Annotated in this window: 16 protein-coding genes; 7 read left to right on the top strand and 9 right to left on the bottom strand. The window is 72.9% G+C overall.

The features are described 5' to 3' along the window. Positions 1 to 88: 88 nt before the first annotated feature. Positions 89 to 235, bottom strand: coding sequence for a hypothetical protein (locus tag AB0G28_RS41375; protein ID WP_361102809.1), 147 nt, complete (start codon positions 233 to 235; stop codon positions 89 to 91). A 217-nt stretch (positions 236 to 452) separates the two neighbouring features. Here AB0G28_RS41375 and AB0G28_RS41370 point away from each other — a divergent pair, with 217 nt between their 5' ends. The 3 genes from AB0G28_RS41370 to AB0G28_RS41360 all read left to right on the top strand — a co-directional run bounded on the left by AB0G28_RS41370 (position 453) and on the right by AB0G28_RS41360 (position 3,671). Further along, positions 453 to 1,880 (top strand): NAD(P)/FAD-dependent oxidoreductase, encoded by a 1,428-nt coding sequence (locus tag AB0G28_RS41370; RefSeq protein ID WP_361102807.1) that lies wholly within the window; start codon positions 453 to 455, stop codon positions 1,878 to 1,880. A 280-nt stretch (positions 1,881 to 2,160) separates the two neighbouring features. Next, entirely contained in the window at positions 2,161 to 3,015 is an 855-nt protein-coding gene (locus AB0G28_RS41365; protein ID WP_361102805.1) for a G1 family glutamic endopeptidase, read from the top strand. Beyond that, complete coding sequence (locus AB0G28_RS41360) at positions 3,012 to 3,671, top strand: hypothetical protein (RefSeq protein ID WP_361102803.1); 660 nt, start codon at positions 3,012 to 3,014, stop codon at positions 3,669 to 3,671. The genes AB0G28_RS41365 and AB0G28_RS41360 overlap by 4 nt, the downstream gene beginning before the upstream one ends. A gap of 55 nt (positions 3,672 to 3,726) precedes the next feature. Here the strand turns inward: AB0G28_RS41360 and AB0G28_RS41355 are convergent, their stop codons facing one another. Genes AB0G28_RS41355 through AB0G28_RS41335 form a run of 5 tightly spaced genes read right to left on the bottom strand, consistent with a single transcriptional unit; the run spans position 3,727 to position 8,580 of the window. Further along, entirely contained in the window at positions 3,727 to 4,374 is a 648-nt protein-coding gene (locus AB0G28_RS41355; protein ID WP_361102801.1) for a response regulator transcription factor, read from the bottom strand. Positions 4,375 to 4,376: 2 nt separating this feature from the next. Further along, the gene (locus tag AB0G28_RS41350; protein WP_361102799.1) at positions 4,377 to 4,928 is read right to left on the bottom strand and encodes a hypothetical protein; all 552 of its coding nucleotides are present in this window, start codon (positions 4,926 to 4,928) and stop codon (positions 4,377 to 4,379) included. Then, entirely contained in the window at positions 4,925 to 5,953 is a 1,029-nt protein-coding gene (locus AB0G28_RS41345; protein WP_361102797.1) for an alpha/beta hydrolase, read from the bottom strand. Before AB0G28_RS41345 ends, AB0G28_RS41350 begins: the two co-directional genes overlap by 4 nt. After that, positions 5,950 to 7,710, bottom strand: a complete 1,761-nt coding sequence (locus tag AB0G28_RS41340) for an ABC transporter ATP-binding protein (RefSeq protein ID WP_361102795.1) — start codon at positions 7,708 to 7,710, stop codon at positions 5,950 to 5,952. The genes AB0G28_RS41345 and AB0G28_RS41340 overlap by 4 nt, the downstream gene beginning before the upstream one ends. 9 nt (positions 7,711 to 7,719) lie before the next feature. After that, positions 7,720 to 8,580 carry a hypothetical protein gene (locus AB0G28_RS41335; protein ID WP_361102793.1) on the bottom strand — a complete coding sequence of 287 codons (861 nt, stop codon included), beginning with the start codon at positions 8,578 to 8,580 and terminating at the stop codon, positions 7,720 to 7,722. Between the two features lie 202 nt (positions 8,581 to 8,782). Here AB0G28_RS41335 and AB0G28_RS41330 point away from each other — a divergent pair, with 202 nt between their 5' ends. Next, the gene (locus tag AB0G28_RS41330; protein WP_361102791.1) at positions 8,783 to 10,090 is read left to right on the top strand and encodes a pitrilysin family protein; all 1,308 of its coding nucleotides are present in this window, start codon (positions 8,783 to 8,785) and stop codon (positions 10,088 to 10,090) included. 52 nt (positions 10,091 to 10,142) lie between these two features. Next, positions 10,143 to 11,402 carry a pitrilysin family protein gene (locus AB0G28_RS41325; RefSeq protein ID WP_361102789.1) on the top strand — a complete coding sequence of 420 codons (1,260 nt, stop codon included), beginning with the start codon at positions 10,143 to 10,145 and terminating at the stop codon, positions 11,400 to 11,402. A gap of 48 nt (positions 11,403 to 11,450) precedes the next feature. On the opposite strand, the gene sbnA is transcribed toward AB0G28_RS41325, so the two are convergent. Next, on the bottom strand, positions 11,451 to 12,407 hold the full coding sequence (sbnA, locus tag AB0G28_RS41320) for a 2,3-diaminopropionate biosynthesis protein SbnA (RefSeq protein WP_361102787.1): 957 nt from the start codon (positions 12,405 to 12,407) through the stop codon (positions 11,451 to 11,453). A gap of 235 nt (positions 12,408 to 12,642) precedes the next feature. On the opposite strand from sbnA, the gene AB0G28_RS41315 reads away from it, so the two are divergent. Beyond that, positions 12,643 to 14,664, top strand: coding sequence for an AMP-binding protein (locus tag AB0G28_RS41315; RefSeq protein WP_361102785.1), 2,022 nt, complete (start codon positions 12,643 to 12,645; stop codon positions 14,662 to 14,664). Here the strand turns inward: AB0G28_RS41315 and AB0G28_RS41310 are convergent. Continuing rightward, the gene (locus AB0G28_RS41310; RefSeq protein WP_361102783.1) at positions 14,652 to 15,641 is read right to left on the bottom strand and encodes a glycerate kinase; all 990 of its coding nucleotides are present in this window, start codon (positions 15,639 to 15,641) and stop codon (positions 14,652 to 14,654) included. The two genes, AB0G28_RS41315 and AB0G28_RS41310, sit on opposite strands and share 13 nt — an antisense overlap. Positions 15,642 to 15,724: 83 nt before the next feature. Between AB0G28_RS41310 and AB0G28_RS41305 the strand changes: the two genes are divergently transcribed. Beyond that, a complete protein-coding gene (locus tag AB0G28_RS41305; protein ID WP_361102781.1) occupies positions 15,725 to 16,384 on the top strand; it encodes a GntR family transcriptional regulator in 660 nt (219 codons plus the stop codon). 88 nt (positions 16,385 to 16,472) lie between these two features. Here the strand turns inward: AB0G28_RS41305 and AB0G28_RS41300 are convergent, their stop codons facing one another. Then, entirely contained in the window at positions 16,473 to 21,683 is a 5,211-nt protein-coding gene (locus tag AB0G28_RS41300) for an amino acid adenylation domain-containing protein (protein ID WP_361102779.1), read from the bottom strand. Positions 21,684 to 21,767 lie beyond the last annotated feature (84 nt).

Below are 21,767 nucleotides of genomic sequence, written 5' to 3'. Positions count from 1 at the left end.
CGTTCGGTGCGTCCAACGCACCGAACGCCACATTGGGTGCGTCCAACGCAACCAACGCCACATTGGGGCGCATCGCCGGGCCGGGACGCTAGCCCGTCGGCACCCGGCGGTCTTCGCGGGCGCGGCGGGCCGCGATCCGACCGTCCGTCCGCGCTTGGCAGAGCGCGACCGCGAGCCGCGTCAGCACCACCAGGGCCGCCACCGCGGCCACGACCACCTGTGCTCCGGTGCCCATCCCGCCGCTCCTTCCCGGCTTGCGCCTGTTCCCCTCATGGCACCATCCCCGGGCCTTCTCGCACCGGCCCGCCGGACCGGGATGGGGAAATCCCTCACGACCGCACGCGTCCGCCTTTCGCGGAAACTTCCCCCTGATCCGGCGGCATTCCACCGCCGGCCGCGGCTGTTCGCCGAAACTGGGCTTCCGTGATCTCCGGGATGATCGGGAGCAGACCATGAGCACCGCCGTCGTCGTCGGGGGCGGCCCCAACGGGCTCGCCGCCGCCGTGGCCCTCGCCCGCGCGGGCGTCGAGGTCACCGTGCTCGAAGCCGCCGGCCGGATCGGCGGTGGTGCCCGGTCGACCGAGGCGATCCTGCCCGGCCTGCTGCACGACGACTGCTCGGCCTTCCACCCGATGGCCGCCGGCTCGGCGTTCCTCGCCGAGCTGGGCCTGGACCGGTACGGGCTGTCCTGGGCATGGCCGGAGATCGACTGCGCGCACCCGCTCGACGGCGGGGACGCGGCGCTGCTGCACCGGTCCGTCGAGGACACCGAAGCCGCGCTCGGCCGGGACGGCGTGCGCTGGCGGCGCGCGTTCGGCCGCCCGGCGGCGCGGTTCGACGCGCTCGCCGAGGACATCATGGGCCCGCTGCTGCGGTTCCCGAAGCACCCCCTGACACTGGCCCGGTTCGGCCTGCCCGCCCTGCTGCCCGGCTCGGTCTTCGCGCGGCTGTTCGCCACCGAGCGGGCGCGGGCGCTGTTCGGCGGGATCGCCGCGCACGCGTTCCGGCCGCTGCACCACCCGATGACCTCGGCCGTCGGCCTCGGCATCATCGCCGCCGGGCACCGGCACGGCTGGCCGGTCGCCGCCGGCGGGTCCGGGTCGATCACCACCGCGCTGGCGAAGCTGCTGGCCGACCTCGGCGGCCGGGTCGAGACGGGCGTGCGGGTCACCTCGGCCGCGCAGCTGCCGCCCGCCGACGTCACGCTGTTCGACCTCGCCCCCGGCGCGGTCGCGGACATCCTCGGCGACCGCCTGCCGCCCCGGATCGCGCGTGCCTACCGCCGGTACCGGCACGGCCCGGGGGCGTTCAAGGTCGACTTCGCCGTGGCGGAAGGCGTGCCGTGGGCCAACGCGGACGTCCGCCGGGCAGGCACCGTCCACTTGGGAGGGACGTACGCCGAGCTCGCCGCGAGCGAGCGCGAAATCCACGCCGGCCGCCTGCCGGAACGGCCGTTCGTCCTCGTCGGCCAGCAGTACCTGGCCGATCCCGGGCGCTCGGCGGGCAACGTCCATCCATTGTGGACGTACGCCCACGTGCCGCACGGTTATCCGGGCGACGCCACCGAAGCCATCATCGGGCAGATCGAACGGTTCGCGCCCGGCTTCCGCGACCGGATCGTCGGCACCGCCGTGCGCTCGGCCACCGAGATGGCGGTGTACAACCCCAACTACGTCGGCGGCGACGTCATCACCGGCGCCACGACCGTCCGCCGGCTCGTGTTCGGGCCCCGCGTCACGCTGTCCCCGTACGACGTCGGCGTGCCCGGCATGTACCTGTGCTCGGCGGCGACCCCGCCCGGTGCGGGCGCGCACGGCATGTGCGGCGCGAACGCCGCCGCGCGGGCCCTGCGCCACCTCTCCGCGAACCGGCGGGCCTGATTCCGGGAAACGCCGGTGGTGCCGGGACGGCGCGGGCCCCTACGCTTTTCCCATGGCCGGGCCCGGTGCCCAGTTCCCGGGCGGCCGGCCCCACCGCCGGGCCCGCGCGCCCCTACGCCCCCAGAGTGTGCGCGCGGGCCCGGCATCCAGCGTGTCCCCCGATCGGCGACGTCCGACGTGCCTTTTCAGCGTCGCTTCAGGCTCGCATCAGCGCCGCCTGCCAGGGTCGGCGCGGGCCCGGATACGGATGCCGGTGCCGATCTTCGCAGACGGGACACCCATGAAATTCCGACGGCTCCTGCCGCTCACCGCCCTCGCGGCGGTGGCGGTCGTGGTCGGCGCCGGGGCGGCGGCGCCCGCGAGCGCCGCGCGAACACCCCTCGGGTACGCCGGCAGCCCGTTCGCCGGCGCGGCCCGGCACACCACCGTGCCCGGCGGGCTCACTCCCGCGGTGGCCGGTCCGCTGGTCAACGCGACCTCACGGAACTGGGCCGGCTACGCCATCACCTCGTTGGCCACGCCCGCCGCCACGTTCACCCACGTGCACGGTTCGTGGACGCAGCGGCCGATAACCTGCCCGGCGTCGGACGCCTGGGCCATCTTCTGGGTCGGCTTCGACGGGTGGACCAACGGCACGGTCGAACAGGGCGGCAGCTCGGCCCGGTGCGTCAACGGCACCCCGGTCTACCAGCTCTGGTGGGAGATGTTCCCGACCAACGCCATCCAGCCGGTCCTGACCATCAACGCCGGCGACTCCGTGAGCGCGGACGTCACCTACAACGCGGCCACCGCGCAGTACACGATCACCGTCGCCGACGCCACCCAGCACACGAGTTTCACCACCACCCAGACGTGCGCGGCCAACCTCGTCTGCTCGCGCAGCAGCGCCGACTGGATCGTCGAGGCGGTGGGCCGGTTCGGGACCAGCGACTTCTTCCCGCTGGCGAACTACGGCCGCGCGCTGATGAACAACTCGGTCGGCAGCGACAACGCCGGCCACAGCGGGTCGATGACCGCCAGCTCGACCTGGCAGCGGACGAAGATCCAGGAACAGGACGCGACCACGACGTACGCCACGACCGGCGACACCAGCACGAACGGCCAGAACTTCGCGGTCACCTGGGCGCACCAATGAGCCCCGCACGTCGCGCGGCGCTGGTGGTGGGCGCCGTCCTGACGGCCGTGATCACGGCCGCGGTCCCGGCGGCGGCCGCGAACCCGATCACCATTTCCACCGGCCTGTTCAACAACAGCGCCGCGCTCGCCTGGTCCTCGGCGCCGGCCACCACCATGGGCGACCGGACCGTCACCCGGACCACCACCGGGCTGCCCGGGCTCGTCGTCAGCGGCCCGACCGGGTCGGTGTTCCACCAGACACTCGGCGCCGGCGTGTCGAGGTACATGTTCATCGGTACCCACAACCACGTCCTGATCCTGGAGACGCCGTCCGGCGGCGGTACCCGCTCGGTGTCCCTTGTGGACTTCACCACCACGCCACCCACCGAGCGGCCGATCCTGAGTGTCCTGGCGAGCTCGGCGGCGGTGAGCCCACCGGGCGTCCAGTTCAGCGTCGGGACCGGCGACGCGTTCTTCGTCTTCGCTCCCACCGGCACCACGGTCGCCGGGCTGGGCATCTACCGCAGTGACAACGGAACCATCCTCTGTCCCGGGCCACCGCCCCTGACCCCGACCGGGCAGCTGTTCGGCGAGGCCACGGCGACCCAGCTGCGCATCAAGATGGGCGGCACCGTGCTGGCCGCGTGCGCCCGCCCGCCGGGTACCAGCGGCTGATCCGAGCGGCTCATTCCTGCCAGGCACCGGCAGGAATGAGCCGCTCGCCCACCGCTCAAGCGAGGCCGGAGCGGTAGGCGCAGATCGCCGCCGCCGTGCGGTTGGGCACGTTCAGCTTCCGCAGGATGCTCAGTACGTGACTGCGCACCGTCGTCACCGAAATCCCCAGCTTGTCGGCGATCTCCTGGTTGGCGCTGCCCGCGGCCAGCAGGAGCAGCACCTCCAGCTCCCGCTCGGTCAGCAGTTCGCGCAGCTGCCGGGCCCGGGGCCCGCGCGGGTTCCGGACCACGGTCTCCGCCAGCGCGGGCAGGTACCTCGGTGGCGCGAACCAGTGGCCCGAAGCCACCCCGCGGATCGCCGTGACGAGCTCCTCGGCGGGGCTGGAGGTGAGGACCACCCCCGTCACACCCCGGGCGAACAGCCCGACGACGTGGTCCTCGGCCGGATCGGCCGTGACCGCGAGGATCCCGCCCACGGCGACCGTGCCGAACCGCTCCGCGAGCGCGGGCAGTTCGGGGGTCGCCGCGTCGACGATCCCCACGGCCTTCTCGGCCGCGCTCGCCCGGGTGCACAACTGGTCCCGGTCCACCACCAGCTCCACCGCGGCGATTTCCGGCGCGTTGGCCCGCAGCCAGCGGATGTTGCCGGCCGGGACGCTGAACGAACCCGTCACGAGGACCGTGACCCCGTCGCCGCCCGTCATCGTCAGGCCAGCGGGTGCGGGTTCGACAGGAAGAGCATCATCGGCTCCTCCGTCTCGTCGTACCCCGCCGACGTCGCGATCAGGAACTGCACCCGCTTGGCCTCCGGGTGGTGGGGCACCTGGTGGGTCGCGTAGTTCAGCAGGGTCAGGTACGGCACGGAGACCTGGACGTCTTCCTTGCGGTCCTTCAGGTCCGGCTGCATCTGGATCAGGCCCGACACGGCGTCGGTGACGACCTTCTCCGCCCGGCGGCCCGGGTACCAGAAGAAGTGCTGCCACTTGCGCTCTTCGACCTGGCAGTACTCCTTCCACGGCGTGACCTCGCCTTCGGGCAGCTCGTCCCGGATCAGCAGGTGGTAGTCGTGCATGCCGGGCCGCGGCGCGAAGAACCGCCAGTCCGGGATGAGCGAGCCGGTCGGGTCCCACTTGCGGATCTTGTCGAACTTCCGGGTGGGGTCCTGGCTCAGGGTGGTGGCGACGAGCCAGCTGCCGAGGACGCCGTAGAGGGCGTAACGGGCGCTGAGCCTGGCGAGGGTGCGGGTCGAGGTGCTCACGGCTGGTCTCCCGGTGGTTCGAGTTCGACGGGTTTGACGGCCCGGCCCGTGCGGGCCGCGTCGACGACTTCGAGCACGGCCGCGGTCACGCCCCTGGCGGACCCGGCCGAGCACAACATCCCGAGGTGCGTGGCTCCCGGGACGGTCTGCTGCACCGACACCGCGGACAGCGACGCCAGCTCGCGCTGCAGCTCGCCGTGGACCGGGTCGGCCTTCTCCGTTTCCTCCGCCGTCACGACGAAGAGCGGCACGTCGGCGGGGAGGGTGGCGGCCCGGACCTCGTCGACGACGTGGGCGAGCCACGCGTCGATCTCGGCCTCCGACGCGGCCCAGTTGCGGGTGGTCATCATGCGCGCGATCGTGGTCTTCAGCTCCACTTCGGGCAGGCCGGTGAGCTGGCTGTCCTTGCCGACCGGGCGCAGGCGGTTGCGGCCGAAGCGCGACCAGAACAGGCTGCTGCGCACGCTCGCCCGCATCAGCGGCAGGCCGAGGCGCTGCCGGGCCGAGCGTTCGAGCTGCTCGGGGTGGGCCGCGTCGACCAGCACGACGCCGGCCACCCGGTCCGGGTGCTCCTGGGCGAAGGCCCGCAGCAGCATGCCGCCGTAGGAGTGGCCGACCAGGACCAGCGGACCGCGGACGTCGAGCACTTCCAGGAGCCGCTCGAACTCGCCGCGGATCCGCCCGGCGGTCCGCGGCCGCGGACCGGGCTCGCTCCACCCGATGCCGGCGCGGTCGTAGGAGATGGTCGGCGCGACCTCCGCCACCGCCTCCTGGATCCGGCTCCACATCTCCAGCGGCGAGGACAGGCCGCTCTCGAAGACCACCGTGGGCCCCTCGGCGGGGCCGCCCATGCGGCGCACGTGCACCGCGCGGCCGTCGACGTCGACGAGTTCGCCGAGCCCGGGCAGGTCACGGTTGTCGCGGCGGGTCAGCACGTTCTGGTAGACCGCGCCCGCCGCGAACGGCGCGGCGGTCAGCACGCCGGCGGCCGCGGTGAGGCCGCATTTCAGTGCCAGCCGGTTCACGAGTTCCTCCCTGCGGTGAGGACGGTCGCCTCGGGCAACAGCTGCGTCGCCACCAGGCGCTGGTAGAGGTCGTCGCCCGCCAGGAGCGACTGGTGGTCGCCGATCGCCCGGACGCGGCCGCGGTCGAGGACGACGATCCGGTCGGCTTCGACCACAGTGGACAGCCGGTGCGCGACGGCCACGACCGCGCGGTCCCGCGAAACTTCGGCCACGGCTTTGCGGAGGGCGAGCTCGGCTTCGGCGTCCAGCTGCGACGTGGCTTCGTCCAGCAGCAGCACGTCGGGCTCCAGCAACAGCATCCGCGCGATCGCGATCCGCTGCCGCTGGCCGCCGGAGATCGCCGCCCCCGACTCGCCGACCTTGGTCTCCAGCCCGTCTTCGAGGCCGTCCACCCACTCGGCGAGGTGGGCCAGCTCGACGGCGTGCCGGATCTGCTCCTCGGTCGCGGCCGGGTTGGCGTAGAGCAGGTTCTCCCGGATCGTGCCGTCGAGGACCGGGGCGTCCTGCTCCACGTAACCGATCCGGCCGCGCAGGGTTTCCAGGTCCAGAGTGCCCACGTCGACGCCGCCCAGCCGGATCCGGCCGTCCTCGGGCCGCCACAACCCCGCGGCGAGCGAGAACAAGGTCGTCTTCCCGGTGCCCGACGGGCCGACGACCGCCGTCAGCCCCCGCTCGAGCGCGGCGAACGACACGTCCTGGAGCACGGGCTTGCCTTCGGCGTACCCGAACGAAACGGACTCGTACTCCAGCACCGAGGAGGCGAAGACCGGGTCGGCGGCCGGGGATTCCACGCGCTCGTCCGGCAGGTCGAGCAGGCCCTCCACCCGCTGCCCGGCCGCCACGCCCAGCTGGATCTGCGCGAAGCTGGTGAACAGCGTGATGAGCGGCGTCAGCATGTAGAACAGGTAGAGCAGGTAGGACGCGAACCCGGCGGTGTCGAGCGCGCCACTGGCGATCCGGGCCGCGCCGAAGGTGAAGACGACGGCGAACGAGCCGTGGATGCCGAGGTTGACCAGCGGTGTCATCGCGGCCTGCAGCCGCACCGCGCGCATGTCGGCGCTGGTGGCGTCCGCGGCGTGCGTCAGGACCAGCTCGGCTTCGCGGTCCTCGGCCCGGCTGACCTTCACCGTGCCGATCGCGATCAGGGCCCGCTGCAGCGCGGCGCCGAAGCGGCCGACGGCTTCGCGGTTCTGCGCCATCGCCTTGCGCACCTGACGCGCGACGAAGACGCTCCCCACCGCGGCCACCGCCAGGCACGTGATCGTCACGAGGGTGAGCAGCGGGTCGATGAAGGTCATGAAGGCGACGCCGCCGACGACGAGCACCAGGCTCGCGGCGATGTTCATCATCCCCATCATCAGCGACCCGTGCAGCAGGTCGGTGTCGGCGACCGCGCCGACGAACAGGTCGCCGCGCTGGCGTTCCCGGTGGGCCCTGATCGGGGCGCGCAGCAGCCGCCGCACGACCGAGCGCCGGGTGTCGAGGACCAGCAGCGCGCCGCAGCGGCCGAGCAGGTACATCTCGATCACGCGCAGGACGATGTCGCCGAGGAACAGCGAGACGAGCAGGACCAGGGTTCCCGCCGCGAGCGTCCGGGTGGTCAGCGCACCGACGACGTCGCCGACGACCATCGGCTGGATCAGCGACACGACGGCGCTGGCCAGCCCGACGATCCCGGCGACGCCCAGCTTTCCCCGGTAGGGGGCCAGCAGGCGCAGGACGGTCCGGGTGCCGGACCTCTTCTTCTCAGTGGACACGCCGATTCCCTACTGTCCCGCGGTGACGCGCTGGGACAAGTGCTTCGAGTGGTGGACCACGCTCGGGTAGGTGGCGCTGAACGCCCAGAGGAACCGGTTGAGGCCCATGAAGGCGGCATTGCCGGCGTGGAAGGAGACGCCGGTGCCGAGCAGGCCGGCCGCGATCGGCTTCGGCGCCACCAGCGCGAGCGGGAAGAGCATTTCGCCCACCCACACGCCCCAGCCGCCGAGGCGGGCCAGCCAGGGGTACTTCTTGAGCAGTTCACCGACGTGCTTCTGGCCGTAGGTCTTGGTGCGGAAGATGCCCTGCATCGCGCTCCCGTCGCGCCAGTACGGCGAAATCGCCTTGGCGAGCCCGGCCGCGAAGTACGACACCACCGACTGCCCGGCGATGAAGGCGGTGCAGGCCTTGCGCGCCTTCTCGTCGTCCGGGAAGAACTTGCTCGCCGCCACCGCGGCGCAGACGACGAGGTTGACGTGGTCGGAGCCGTCCGCGCCGTAGTTGCTGCGCAGTTGCATGAGGACGTTCGAGACGGCCAGGAACGTCATCGCCGCGGCCTTGGTCTGCCGGTTGGTGCCGGGCAGCGCGACCAGCGTCGAGGCGGTGAGCCGCAACGAGGTCAGCACCTGGATGCCCGGGCTGGTGAAGATCTTGTCGAAGACCTGGCCGGTCTTGCCCCTGGCCATCCGCTTGGACCGGGTCCGCCCGATCCGCCAGCTGATCAGGCCGTCGTCCTCGACGTCCTGCGGTCGCACCAGCGATTCCAGCGAACTGAGGATGATGCCCGCCGAAATGAGGAGTTCGGTCTCGCGCAGCGCCTTGTCGACGCCGAGCATCCCGCCGGCCGGGACCACTTCCGCCTGTGTCATGCGTCGCTCCGTTTGTCGTTCGATACGGTCGTTCGATACGCCCTGCCCGATGACCTTCACCGGCGGCGGAACCGTTGTCACACGGCGGAATCGGCACCGTCAATGCGGTGGATCCGCTGTTCCGTGAAAAACGGAAGCCGCATCCGCCGAAGTGATGACCTCGCGCCCGGAGGCGCCGGCCACGACTACCGTGGCGACGGTCATGAACACGATCATCCGCGCCGGCCGGCGCTACCAGCTCGCCCCGCACGTCCTGCCGAACGGGCTGCGGGTGCTCGTCGCACCCGACCACGACGCCGAAGTCGTCGCCGCGACGGTCGTCTACGACGTCGGCAGCCGCTCGGAACCCCGCGGTTTCAGCGGGTTCGCGCACCTCTTCGAGCACCTGATGTTCCAGGGTTCGGCGAACCTGCCGCGCGGCGCGCACGCGCACTACGTCCAGAGCTGCGGCGGGGTCTTCAACGGCACGACCCACCTGGACTACACCGAGTACTACCAGGTGCTGCCCTCGTCGGGGGTGGAGCACGCGGTGTTCCTCGAAGCCGACCGCATGCGGGCGCCGTCGCTGACCGAAGCGAGCCTGGCCAACCAGATCGACGTGGTCGCCGAGGAGATCACCGGCGCGATCGTGTCCCGGCCGTACGGCGGTTTCCCGTGGCTGCAGCTGGCGCCGCTGGTGTTCGACACCTTCGAGAACGCGCACAACGGTTACGGCGCCATCGAAGAGCTGCGGACCGCGACGACCGGTCAGGCGCACGCCTTCTTCGAGCAGTACTACGCGCCGGCCAACGCCGTGCTGTGCCTCGCGGGCGACGTTTCCGCGGATCGTGGAATCGAGCTCGCCGAACGGTACTTCTCGGACATCCCGGCGCGCCGGGTGCCGCGGCGGCCCGTCATCGCCGAGCCGGACCTCACCGCCGAGCGCCGCGATTCCTCCGTCGACCCGCTGGCACCGCTGCCGGTCTTCGCTTCGGCGTGGCGCGTCCCCGACCCGGCGGCCGACCTGCGGGGCTACCTCGCGTACCTGGTGGTGTGCCTGCTGCTCACCGACAGCGCGCTGGGCAGGCTGTTCCACCGGCTGGTCCGGCGGGACCGTTGGGTGTCCTCAGTGGACTGTTCGCTGGGGCTCACCGGCGAGGTGTTCGGCGTCCGCGACCCGACGTGCCTGGTCCTGACCGCGAGCCCGGTGCCGGGCGGACCGGGCACCGACGCGATCCTCAAGGCGGTCGACGAGGAGGCCGAGCGGCTCGCCACCGAAGGACCGTCCCCGGCGGAGCTGACCGCGGCGACGCGGACGATCAGCGCGCAGCTGGTCCGCATGCTCGACGGCCTCGCCGGCCGCGCCCGTCTTTTGGCGGTGTTCGCGCTGCAGCACGGCGACGCCGGTGTGATCAACGAACTGGGCCCGTTGAGCCGGGCCGTGACCACCGCCGACATCCGAGCCGCGGCGGCAACGCTGCGCCCGGACCGGCGGGCGACCGTCGAACTGCACCCGGGAGCGGCACGATGACCACCCTCGGCCTGCCGGCCACACCGCCGCAACCGCACCCAGGAGCGGCACGATGACCACCTTCGACCTGCTCGACGTTCCCGCACCGCGCCCCCTGCGGATCCCCGACGTCCACGAACACACACTCGCCAACGGCCTGCGGGTGCTGGCCACGCGCCGCGTGAGCACGCCGCTCGCCGAGGTGTGCCTGAGCGTTCCGTTCGCGCACGCCGACCCGGCGGCCGCCGTGCTGCTGGCCGGTGCGCTGTCGGACGACGCCCGCACCCAGGACCGGGTGCGGGCGATGGGCGGCGGCCTGTCGGCGGCGGTCGACGCGGACCGGCTCCGGATCGCCGGCAGTGTCCTCGCCGACCAGCTTCCCGCCTTCCTCGCGCTGCTGGGGGAGATCGTCACCGATCCGGCCTACCCGGCCGGGGAGTTCGCGATCACGGTGGACCACGCCGTCCAGGGCACGATCGCCGTCCTGGCGAGCCCGGCGCACCACGTCGCCGAAGCGCTCAACACGCGGATGTTCGGCGACCACCCGTACGGGCTGCCGGTGCCGCGGCCGGAGGACTTCCGGCGTGTCGATCGGGACGCCGTCCGCGCGCTGCACGCCGACCGGGTCGTGCCCACCGGGGCGTGCCTGGTGCTCGCGGGCGATTTCGAGCCGGCCGCGGCGCCGGAGCTCGTCGAGCGTGCCCTGGGCGGGTGGCGGCCGGGACGGGGTGTGCCGATGCGCCGTCCCAGCCCCTGGGTACCGGGTGAGTCCATTGTGGACGAGCCGGGCGTGCCGCAGTCGCTGCTGCGGATGGCGATGCCCGCGCCGCGGTACGACGACCCGGACCACCCGGCGCTGGCGCTGGCCGCGATGGCGTTCGGCGGCTACTTCTCGTCCCGGCTCGTGCAGAACATCCGCGAGGAGAAGGGATTCTCCTACGCACCGCGCAGTTCCCTGCTGCACGTGGCGGAAGCGCACCTGGCCACGGTGTCCCTCGACGTCGTCACGGCGAACACGGCCGCGGCGGCCGAGGAGGTCCGCGCGGAGCTGACCGGGATGGCGGACCGGCCGGTGACACCGGACGAGCTGGACCGCGCCCGCCGCTACGCGGTCGGCACGCTGCGGCTGCGCCTGGCGACCCTGACGGGCCTGGCCGCGACGCTGTGCGAACTGGACCAGCACGGGCTGCCGGTTTCGTGGCTCGGCGGGCACGACACCCGGCTGGCCGCAGTGACGCCGGACGAGGTGACGGCGGCGGCCCGGGAGTACCTGGCCCCGGACAAGGCGATCACCGTGCTGCTGTGCGACGAGCAGCGCGCGTACTCCGCCTGAAGTCCGTGAAGGCCTCCTTCCCGGCTCTTATGGCCGGGAAGGAGGCCTTCACGGCTTTGGTGGCGAGCCGGGCAGGTCGCGCACCCAGTCGTCGTTGTAGACCGAATCCAGGTAGCTCTCCCCCAGGTCAGGGGCGATCGCCACGGCGACGACGTCCGCGTCCGGCCGGTGCCGGGCCAGCCAGCGGCGGGCGCCGCTGACGACCGTCCCGGTGGACCCGCCGAAGACGAAGCCGCGCGCGGCGAGCTCGCGGCACATCGCGACCGTTTCCCGCTCCTCGACGATCACCACGTCGTCCACCAGGGACTCGTCCAGCTGCGCGGGCCGGATCCCGGTGCCGAGGCCGGGAATCATCCGCACGCCCGCGGGACCGCCGAAGGTCACCGAACCCACGACGTCGATCGCAACGACCTTGGCGTCGTGGCGCCGGTCCCGCAGGTAGCGGGCACAGCCCATGAGCGTCCCGGTCGTCCCGGCGCCCACGAAGAGCACTTCGACGCCGGGGAACGCGGCCAGGATCTCCGGGCCCGTGCGCCGGTAGTGCGCGCCGCAGTTGTCCGGGTTGGCGTACTGGTTCAGCCACACCACGCCGGGTTCGCCCGCGCAGAGTTCCCGCACGTGGTCGATCCGGGCCGCGAGGAAACCGCCTTCGGGCTTGGGCTCGGTGATGACGTGCACCTCGGCCCCCAGCGCCCGCATCATGCGCCGGCTGGACACCGTGCACCGCGCGTCGGTGACGCAGACGAACTGGTAGCCGCGGCTCGCCGCGAGCATGCTCAGCGCCACGCCGAGGTTGCCGGAGGAGGACTCCACGATCGTCATCCCCGGCCGCAGGACACCCCGCCGTTCGGCGCCGTCGACCATCTCGGTCGCCGCCTTCAGCTTGATCGACCGGGCGAAGTTGAAGCCTTCGCATTTGAGGAACAGCGGGACACCCACGCTCTCGCGCAGATCGACGTAGAGGTCGCCGCTGTCGAACTCCGCCGGGGAACGGATAACGGTCACCCGGGTAAGGTGCCACGCCCGGCACCGCGCGCGTAATCCGCAGGAGACCGAGGTGATTTCCGAGGACCGAGGGACCTTTCCGGCCGGTGGCTCGCGAAAGCCCCCCAGCGTCCGGCGGCTCCGCGCGGAACCACTTCCGCGTTCTGCGGAAAATCCGGTTACTCGCGAGTTCCGGCCGGAACGGGAACCGGCGCGCCCCTATGCTGCGACTCTTTTCCCCGCGCAGAAGGTGGAGATGGAGCCCGAATTCATCGAGGTCGACGTCACCGTGCCGCGAACACCGGCCGAAATGTGGACGATCGTCGAAAGACCTGAACTTTATTCACGATTTGTCCGGGGAATCACGTGGTGCGAGCGCCTGACGACGAGCCGCGGACGGGGCGCGCGTTACCGGTACCTCGCCGGCGGTGAGGACGTGGTGGAAATCCTCACCCACCGCCGGAACGAGCAGCTGGGCTGGTCCAGCGTCCAGGCCGGGCACCACCGGCTGTCCGTCACCCTGCGGCCGGTCCCCGGCGGTTGCGCGGTCACGGTGTGGCTCGCCGTCCTCGGCACGCCGGCGCTGGGGGCGCCGGCGATCCGGCGGCGGATCACCGAAGCCATCGAGGCCGCGAGCGACCACCTCGGGGGCGTTCCGGCGGAGGACCGGCTCCCGCCGCACCAGTCCCTGCTCGAGATCGGGCGGTCCCTGATCAAGGCCGGCGTGCTCACCCCCGCCCAGCCCGCCGGGATGCTGCGGCAGCTGAAGGCCGTGAGCCGGTGGGGGCCGACCTTGGCGGGCGGGTTCGAGTCCGGGGCCCGCCGGGCGGCCGACTCGCTCGCGCTGTGCGACGAGCGGTCCGGCCGGAAGTTCGGCGAGCTCGACGAGCGCACCACCCGGCTGGCGACGGCCTTCCGGCGCTACGACGTCGGCGAAGGGTCGCGGGTGCTCCTGATGTGCCGCAACCACAACGCGATGGTCGAAGCGATGATCGCGTGCGGCAAGCTCGGCGCGGACGTGGTGCTCATGAACACCGGCCTGGCGCTGGGCAGCGTGGCCGAGTTCGCCCACCGGCACCGGTGCGCGCTGGTCCTGGCCGACGACGAGTTCGCCGAGCTGGACCGGCACCTGCCCGCCTCCGTACCGCTGGTCCGGACCTGGTCTTCCGGCGACGAGCCCGGCGCAGGAACGGAAGAGCTGATCCGGAGCACGCCGGCGGAGCGGATCGCGCCCCCGAAGAGCCAGGGCCGGATCGTCGTGCTCACCTCGGGCACGTCCGGCCCGCCCAAGGGCGCACGCCGGCCCACCCCGCGCGGTCCCGTGGACGCGGCCGCCGTCCTGTCGGTGATCCCGTTGCGCGCCGAAGCGCGCATCCTGGTCGCCGCGCCGCTGTTCCACACCTGGGGCCTCGCCGCGCTCCAGCTCGGCATGGCCCTGCGGGCGAGCCTGGTGTTGCGCAGGCGCTTCGACGCGGAAACGACGTTGCGGCTGCTCGAACAGCACCGGTGCACGGTGCTGTTCGCCGTGCCGACCATGCTGCGGTGCCTGCTCGACGTGCCCGAGCGGATCCGGGCCCGCTACGACCTGTCGTCGCTGCGGGTGGTGGCCAGCTCCGGTGCCGCGCTGCCGGGCCGGCTGGCCGAGGAGTTCATGGACGCCTTCGGCGACATCCTCTACAACCTCTACGGCTCGACCGAGGTGTCCTGGGCGGCGATCGCCACCCCCGCCGACCTGCGGGCGGCCCGGAGCACGGCCGGGCGGCCCCCGCTCGGCACGCGGATCCGGATCCTGGACGACGCGGGCACGCCCGTGCCGCCCGGCGCGACCGGACGCCTCTACGTCGGCAACAAGATGCTGTTCGACGGCTACACCGACGGGGCGCAGCCGGCCCGCCACGACGGGCTCATGGACACCGGCGACCGCGGGTACCTCGACGCCGACGGCCGGCTGTTCGTCGAGGGCCGGGCGGACGACATGGTCGTGTCGGGCGGGGAAAACGTGGCGCCGGCGTCGGTCGAGGAAGTCCTGCTGACGCTCGACGGCGTCCGGGAAGCCGCGGTGGTCGGTGTCGGCGACGCGAAGTACGGGCAGCGTCTCGCGGCGTATCTCGTGCTCGGCCCCGGTGCGCGGCTCGACGCCGACACGGTCCGCGCCCACGTGCGGAACCACCTCGCGCGGTTCGCGGTGCCGCGCGACGTCGTGTTCGTCGGCGAGCTGCCCCGCAACGAGACCGGCAAGGTCGTGAAGGAGGCCCTGCGCCGCACCTACCGGTGGTAGCCGAGGTGTGCCGCGGTGATCCGCCGGATGCAGTCCTGCGTCCGGTCCCACGCTTCGGCTTCGCTGAAGTGGTCGAGCAGCGCGAGGGTCGGTATCCGGCCGCGCACCTCCGGCCGCGCTTCGCCCACCACGGCCAGGACCGGGACGCCGAGGCCGCTCGCGACCGAGACCACGCCGCCGACCACCTTCCCGGCGAAGGAGCCTTCGTCGAGCAGCCCTTCGCCGGTGACGACGAGGTCGGCGCCGGCCAGCGCGCCGGCGAGCCCGGTTTCCCCGGCCACCAAGGGGAAGCCGGGCACGAGCCGGGCACCCAGGGCGGCGAGCCCGCCGGCCAGGCCGCCGGCGGCGCCGGAACCGGGCAGCGCCGAAACGTCGACGCCGTACCGGTGCCGGTACCGGTCCTGGAGACGTTCCAGCCGCGCGGTGAGGCGGCCGACCTGGTCCGGCGTCGCCCCTTTCTGCGGGCCGAACACCCGTGCGGCGTCGGTGAACCGGGTGGTGACGTCGCAGCAGACGAGGATCTCGGCCGCCACCGGCTCCGCCAGCACCTCCAAGGCACCTTCTCCGCCGTCCGTGGTCGCGGAACCGCCGACCCCCACGATGATCCGCGTCGCGCCCGCGTCCACGGCCTCGGCGACGAGCTCCCCGACGCCGCGGGTGGTCGCCCCCTCCGCGTCGTTGTGCTCCTTCCCGCCGGCGACGAGCAGCCCCGACGCCTGCGCCATCTCGATGACGGCGCGTTCCCCGTCGAGCCGCCACCCGGCCCGGACCGGGGTGCCGAGCGGGCCGGTGACCTCGCTCCAGCGGTTGGCCCCGCCGAACGCGTCGAGGGTTCCCTCGCCGCCGTCGGCGAGCGGCAGCATCGAGCACGTCCCGCCGTGCTCGAGCACCGCGTCGTGCATCGCCTGCGCCGCTTCGACGGCGCTGACCGAGCCGCGGAACTTGTCCGGCGCGGCCACCACCCGCAACGTGCTCACGGCAGCATCCACTCTCCTCCGGGGCTCGGTCGTCTGTATACTTGTAAGACAAGATAGCCGGACTGTCAAGAACGGGGACGGACATGCCGAGCAGGCCCCAGGCACTGTCGATCACCGAAGCGCTCGCCGCGGACCTGCGCTCGCGGATCTTCCGCGGCGAACTCACCCCGGACACCCGGCTGACCGAGGTCGAGCTGGCCACCGGTTACGAGGTGGCTCGGCCGACGGCCAAGGCGGCCATCGAGAAGCTGGTCGCCGAAGGGCTCCTCCGGCGTGACGCGCACAAGACCGCGCGAGTGCCGGCGATGAGCCGCGCCGACATCGAAGACCTCTACTTCAGCCGGATGTTCCTCGAGCGCGAAGTGGCCCGGACGCTGGCCCGGCGGCAGCGGGTGCCCGACGCCGCCCGGCAGGCGCACACCGAGATCGCCTCGGTCGGCGACGCCTCGTCACTCGACATCGTGGAGCCCGACGTCCGGTTCCACGAGTCCCTGGTGGACAGCATGGGCAGCGAGCGCGTCTCCCGCCTCTACCGCGCGCTCATGGGCGAGATGCGGCTGTGCATGGCGCAGGTGCAGTCGCACGGCCTGCTCGAGGCGTCGGCGATCGCCGCCGAGCACGCCGCGATCCTCGAGGCGATCGAAGCGGGCGACGCCGAGGGCGCGGCTCAGGCCGTGGACGACCACCTGAGCCGCGCCCGGGACGAGCTGGCCCCGTTCCTGGCGCACGACGACCGCCGGTGAACGCCGGCCGGGTTCAGTGGTCGGGGAGGCGGTGGATCCGCGGACGGCCCGAGAGCCATCGACAACCACGAGCGCGGCCAAGAGCCGGTCATCGCGACGTCTCCAGCCGTCCCCGCCTCGCGCGGCCCCGGGACCGCGCCGCCGCCAGGACGTCGTCCCCGGTTTCCGCCGCCGCCGGTGCCAGGTACGCGGCCAGTTCGCGGATGCTCGGGTGGGCGAACAGGTCCAGCACGGTGACCGGCCGGTCCAGCCCGGCCGCCAGCTCGCGGTGGGCCCGCACGAGCGTCAGCGACGTCGCGCCCAGCTCGAAGAACGTCCGCAGCGGGTCCAGTTCGGCGGCCGGGACGCCGAGCAGCCCGCCGAGCACGCGGGCGATCCGCTGTTCCATCGCCGGGTCCGCGCTGCCGGTTCGCTGCCGCGGCATCGGACGGCTGGCCGGCACCGGCCCGCGCGTCAGCCCGCGGGCCGCCAGGCCGGCCGGGTCGGGCTCGTCCCACTCCGTCGCCCCCGCCGCCGCGACGAACGCGGCGAACAGCGCGTCGAGGTAGCCGTCCGGGAAGGCGGCTTCGACGGCGTCCCAGTTGATCCGCAGCGTTCCGCCCGCCTCGAACACCTGGCAGTCCAGCACGACGTGCGGGGTCTGGCTGATGGCGTATTCGGTGCGGCCGAAGCGGGACAGCAGCCGCGACGCGTCGGCGGAGGCGCCGTCCGCGGTGCGGGTGCTGCCGAGCCCGCTGGAGAAGACGACCGGCAGCAGCACCTGCCCGCCGCGCCGCGCCGCGAGCTCCCGCAGCACCTCGTTGCCGTGCACCTGCCCGTGTTCGAGGTCGGCGAGGAGCCGCCGCTGCACCGACCGGGCGCGGTCGGCGTGGCTGCCCGCGACGCGGTCGACGTCCAGCAGCACGGTCGAGGTGTAGTCGCCGATCACGCCTTCGTGGCCGGCGGGCCGGTCGAACGAGGTCACGACGAGCGTGAACCGGTCACCGCCGCCGCCCGCGTGCAGGGTGTCGGCCAGGGCCGAGAGCAGCAGCCCGGCGGGCGTGACGCCGTGACGGCGGGCGTTGGCGCACAACGCCTCCCAGCGAGCGGCCTCGATTTCCGCGTGCCGCCGCGTGAAGCGGACCTTGCCAGGGCCGGGGGCCCGGACGGGCAGCGCGGGGCCGTCGGCCATTTCGGCGGCCGCGCGCCGCCAGTACGCCCGAGACTCTTCCGGCACCTCGGCGCGGCCGGTGACCCACTGGCGGAACGTCGCGGCCGGCGGCGCGGCCAGCCGCGCCGGGTCGTGGTAGGCGGTGACCAGTTCGTCGGCGAGGACGACCGCGCTCTGCGCGTCGCAGAACAGCAGATCGAGTCCGAAGTGGACCCGCCACGTCCGGTCGTCCAGCCGGCCGGCGGCGACGTGCAGCAGCGGACCGCCGGCGGGGTCGAGCACTCGGTGCGAACGTTCTTCGCGGATCCGCAGGGCTTCGTCCGGACGGCCCCGCAGGTCGAAGACGTCGACCCGGCACGGCGGCGGGGCGTCCCGGACGGTCTGCAGCGTGTCCGGCGTGATCGTCGCGCGCAGCATCGGGTGCCGCGCGATCACCGTCCGCAGGGCCGCGGCGAGCCGGTCGGGATCGAGGTCGAGGACGTCGACCTCGGTGTAGTAGTGCGGCGCTACGGCGTCGCCGAGCCAGGTGTCCGCCCGGCCGACCAGGTAGGCGAGCTGCATTTCGGTGAGCGGGAACGGCCCGGTGGTCTCCTCGCCGCGCAGCCGGACTTCGACGAGGTCGCGCCCACCGGACGGCAGGGATTCCTCGACGCGGTAACCGTGGTGGCCGGCCCAGTCGTGCAGCTCACGCAGCCAGCGCCCGGCGTCGGCGAGCGCGTCGGCGAGGGGCCGGGCCTCGGGCCGTTCGAGCCGCATGGCCAGCACCAGCCCACCCGGATCGGGCAGCCCGGCCGGCGTTTCCGGGGATGGCCGCGATCCGGCGCAGGCCCGCACCATGTCCTCGATGGACGGATGGGCGACGAGTTCGGTGAAGGACGGCCGGGTGCCGGTGGCGTCTTCGAGGGCGTTGGCGAGCCGCACGACATCGAGCGAACTGGCCCCGGCGGCGATCAGGCCCAGGCCGAAGTCGACGTCGCCGAGCACACCGCGGACGACCTCCCCCACGGCCACATGCGGAGCTTTCGCGTGAAAGCGATCCGGAGTAACCGTCTCCGCTGAGCTTTCACGGGAAAGCTCCGGGGTGGGGGTGCGGCGGAAGGGGTTCGGCAACGCCTGGTGGTCCACCTTTCCGTTGGCTGTCACCGGCATGGCGTCCAGCAGCACGAACCGCGTCGGCACCATGTAGTCCGGCACCGCTTCGCCCAGCCGCGCCGCCAGCTCCCGCTCGGCACACGGCTCGGCGAGCACCACGTACGCCACCAATCGCGGCCGTCCGTCCGGGCCGGGAGCCGCGGCCGCCACGGCCTGGCGGACCTGCGGCAGCCGATCCAGCGCCGACTCGATCTCGCCCAGCTCGACGCGGTGGCCGCGGATCTTCACCTGGCGGTCGGTGCGGCCGAGGAACTGGATGGTCCCGTCCGTGCGCCAGCGCCCGAGGTCGCCCGTCCGGTACAGCCGTTCGCCGAGGACCGGGTGCACCGCGAACCGCTCGGCCGTCTGCGCCGCGTCGCCGATGTACCCGCGGGCGACCCCCGCGCCGGCGATGAACAGCTCGCCGGGCTCGCCGACCGGGCACGGCCGGCCGGCCTCGTCCAGCACGTGGAACCCCTGGCCCCGCAACGGCCTGCCGTACGGAATGCTCGGCCACTCCGGATCAACCGAGCCGATCGGGTGGGTGATCGACCAGATCGACGCCTCCGTCGCCCCGCCCAGGCTCATCACGCGCGCCCCCGGCACCAGCGCGCGCAGCCGGTCCGGCAGGCTCACCGGGATCCAGTCGCCGGACAGCAGCACCAGCCGCAGTGAGCCGAGCCGGGCGGCCGGGTCGGACTCCGCGTACTCCACGACCATCTCCAGCAACGCCGGCGCCGTGTTCCACACCGTCACGCCGTGGGCCTCGACCAGCTCGCACCAGTGCTGCGGGTCGCGCTGCCGGGCGGGGTCGGGCAGCACCATCGCGCCACCCGCGCCGAGGACGCCGAAGATGTCGTACACCGACAGGTCGAAGCTCAACGCCGACAACGCGAGCACGCGGTCCGCGGACGTGATGCCGAACCGGTCGGTGATGTCGTCGACCGTGGTCCGCGCCTGCCGGTGTTCGATCGCCACGCCCTTGGGCACGCCCGTCGAGCCCGACGTGAAGATGACGTACGCGAGGTCGTCCGGATCGGCTTCCCCCACCGGGACATCACCGGCGGTAGTGTCCACAGTGGTCACTCCGGGCGGCAGGGGGACGTCGCCTGCCACGACAGCGCGGGTGATCCCGGCCCGTGAGCACACCGCGGCGATCCGGGCCGCCGGCCACGCCGGGTCGACCGGGACGTAGCCGGCACCGCACCGCAGCACGGCGAGCACCGCGGCGATCTGCTCGGCCGACTTCGGCAACGCGACCAGCACGAGGTCGCCCGCCGACACCCCGGCCGCCGCCAGCGACCCGGCCAGCGCCGACGCCCGGGCCGCGAGTTCGCCGTGCGACAGCCTTTCTCCGGGCGCGATCACCGCCGGGGCCTCCGGAGTGCGGTCCGCCGCGAGCCGCAGCGGCGCGTCCAGCAGCGGGCCGCAGTCCCCGAACGGCGTGACGTCCAGCGGCTCGGGTGCGGCGAACGTCGGGTCCCAGCCGAGGTCGGCGGCGGTCCAGGCCAGGTCGTCCTCGGCGAGCCGGGTCAGCAGCGTGTACTCGGCGCCGGCGAGGCCGTCGAGGTAGCCGTCCGGAAACGCCGCCTCGACGGCGTCCCAGACCAGCCGGACGGCGCCGTCCTCCTCCCAGACGAGGTGGTCGAGCAGCACCTGCGGCGTCTGCGAAACCCCGAACACCTCCTCGCCGAGCCAGCCCGCCGGGGCGGTGCCGTCGCCGATGCCGATCCCCGAGGTGAACACCACGGGGTAGGCGTGGCCGGTCTCGCGCCGCACCTCGACGCCGGTGTACGAGCAGTGGTCGATCGCTTCCCACAGCGTCTCGTTGGTCTTCCTGGCGTAGTCCACAAAGGACGCCGGGGCGGGCATCGCGACCAGCGCGGTGGTGGTGAAGTCGCCGACGACGTCGCGCGCGTTGTCGGGCCGGTCGAACAGGGTCGCGTTGAGCGCGAACGGCTCGGTCGCGCCCCAGCGGTGCAGCACCAGGCCGAACGCGGCGAGCAGCACCGACGTCGGGCTCAGCCCGCGCTCGGCGGCCCGGGCCCGCAGCGCGGCCCAGCGGACGGCGTCGAGGCGGCACTGGCGACGGCGGAACCGCGGCTCGGCGATGTCCAGCACCGGCAGCCGGGGTCCCGCGGGGAGTGCGCGACCGGACCAGTAGGCGCGGTCACGGTCTCGACGCGCCTGGTACCCCGGGTCGGTCTCGCGGTGCCGCACGATGTCGAGGAACGCCGCCGGGGGCGCGGGCAGCGCGGCCTCCGGGTCCGCGACCAGCCGTCCCCACTGCGTCATCAGCAGCCGCCAGCTCGCGAAGTCGAGGATCAGCACGTCGAAGCCGACGAACACCCGGGCCCCGCCACCCGGCAGCAGCGCCGCCCGGACGTCGAACAGCGGCCACTCGTGCGGCGGCCGGACCTGGCGGGAAAGCCGGTGACGCAGTTCCGCGAGCGCGCTTTCGGCGTCTTCGGTACGCATTCCGCGCAAATCCGTGCGCTCGATGCGGAACGGCGGGACTTCGGCGTTTTCCCGCTGGAATCCGTCCCGGCCGATCGTCGTCCGCAACATCGGGTGGCCGGCGACGAGCCGGGCGAACGCGGATTCGAGGACGTCGATGTCCGCGGTCTCCCGATCGTACTCGTGGTACCAGAAGGTGGCGACCCCGCCGAGCGCGAAGTCGGTACCGCGCCCGGCCCAGTAGGCGCCCTGAACCGGTGTCAGGGCAACGGGTTCTCCCGGTTCGACCGGAATCACCGGAGCCGGCGGCGGCGCCGCGCCGGCGCTCCCGGTCAGGGATTCGAGGACGCGAAAGGCCGGGTTTTCTCCGAGGAACGCGGTCAGTGGAACCTCTTCTCCGCATTTCGCCGCCAAAGCACGGCGCAGTTTCAGCGCTCCGAGGGATTCCACGCCGAGTTCGGCGAAAGTGCGGGCGAGGTCGACTTCCCCGGGAGCCACTCCGATGAGGTCGGCGACACATTCACGCAACAACGCGGCCCCGGCCGTGGGATCGTGCTTCACAGACGCTCCTCGCATTCACGGATGACCACTCACCCGAGCGGTGTCTCCACCTTGTCGACAACGATAACCATTGTCAACTACGCT

This window comes from Amycolatopsis sp. NPDC021455, from assembly GCF_040640995.1.
Lineage (GTDB): Bacteria > Actinomycetota > Actinomycetes > Mycobacteriales > Pseudonocardiaceae > Amycolatopsis.
The sequence above is the reverse complement of the archived record's forward strand: the minus strand, read 5'-3'. Positions and strand labels throughout refer to the sequence as shown.

Coding starts and splice junctions, on each gene's coding strand:
- AB0G28_RS41305 (WP_361102781.1), top strand. CDS start 15,725: ATGCCGAGCAGGCCCCAGGCACTGTCGATCACCGAAGCGCTCGCCGCG.
- AB0G28_RS41355 (WP_361102801.1), bottom strand. CDS start 4,374: ATGACGGGCGGCGACGGGGTCACGGTCCTCGTGACGGGTTCGTTCAGC.
- AB0G28_RS41330 (WP_361102791.1), top strand. CDS start 8,783: ATGAACACGATCATCCGCGCCGGCCGGCGCTACCAGCTCGCCCCGCAC.
- AB0G28_RS41370 (WP_361102807.1), top strand. CDS start 453: ATGAGCACCGCCGTCGTCGTCGGGGGCGGCCCCAACGGGCTCGCCGCC.
- AB0G28_RS41325 (WP_361102789.1), top strand. CDS start 10,143: ATGACCACCTTCGACCTGCTCGACGTTCCCGCACCGCGCCCCCTGCGG.
- AB0G28_RS41360 (WP_361102803.1), top strand. CDS start 3,012: ATGAGCCCCGCACGTCGCGCGGCGCTGGTGGTGGGCGCCGTCCTGACG.
- AB0G28_RS41365 (WP_361102805.1), top strand. CDS start 2,161: ATGAAATTCCGACGGCTCCTGCCGCTCACCGCCCTCGCGGCGGTGGCG.
- AB0G28_RS41315 (WP_361102785.1), top strand. CDS start 12,643: ATGGAGCCCGAATTCATCGAGGTCGACGTCACCGTGCCGCGAACACCG.
- AB0G28_RS41335 (WP_361102793.1), bottom strand. CDS start 8,580: ATGACACAGGCGGAAGTGGTCCCGGCCGGCGGGATGCTCGGCGTCGAC.
- AB0G28_RS41375 (WP_361102809.1), bottom strand. CDS start 235: ATGGGCACCGGAGCACAGGTGGTCGTGGCCGCGGTGGCGGCCCTGGTG.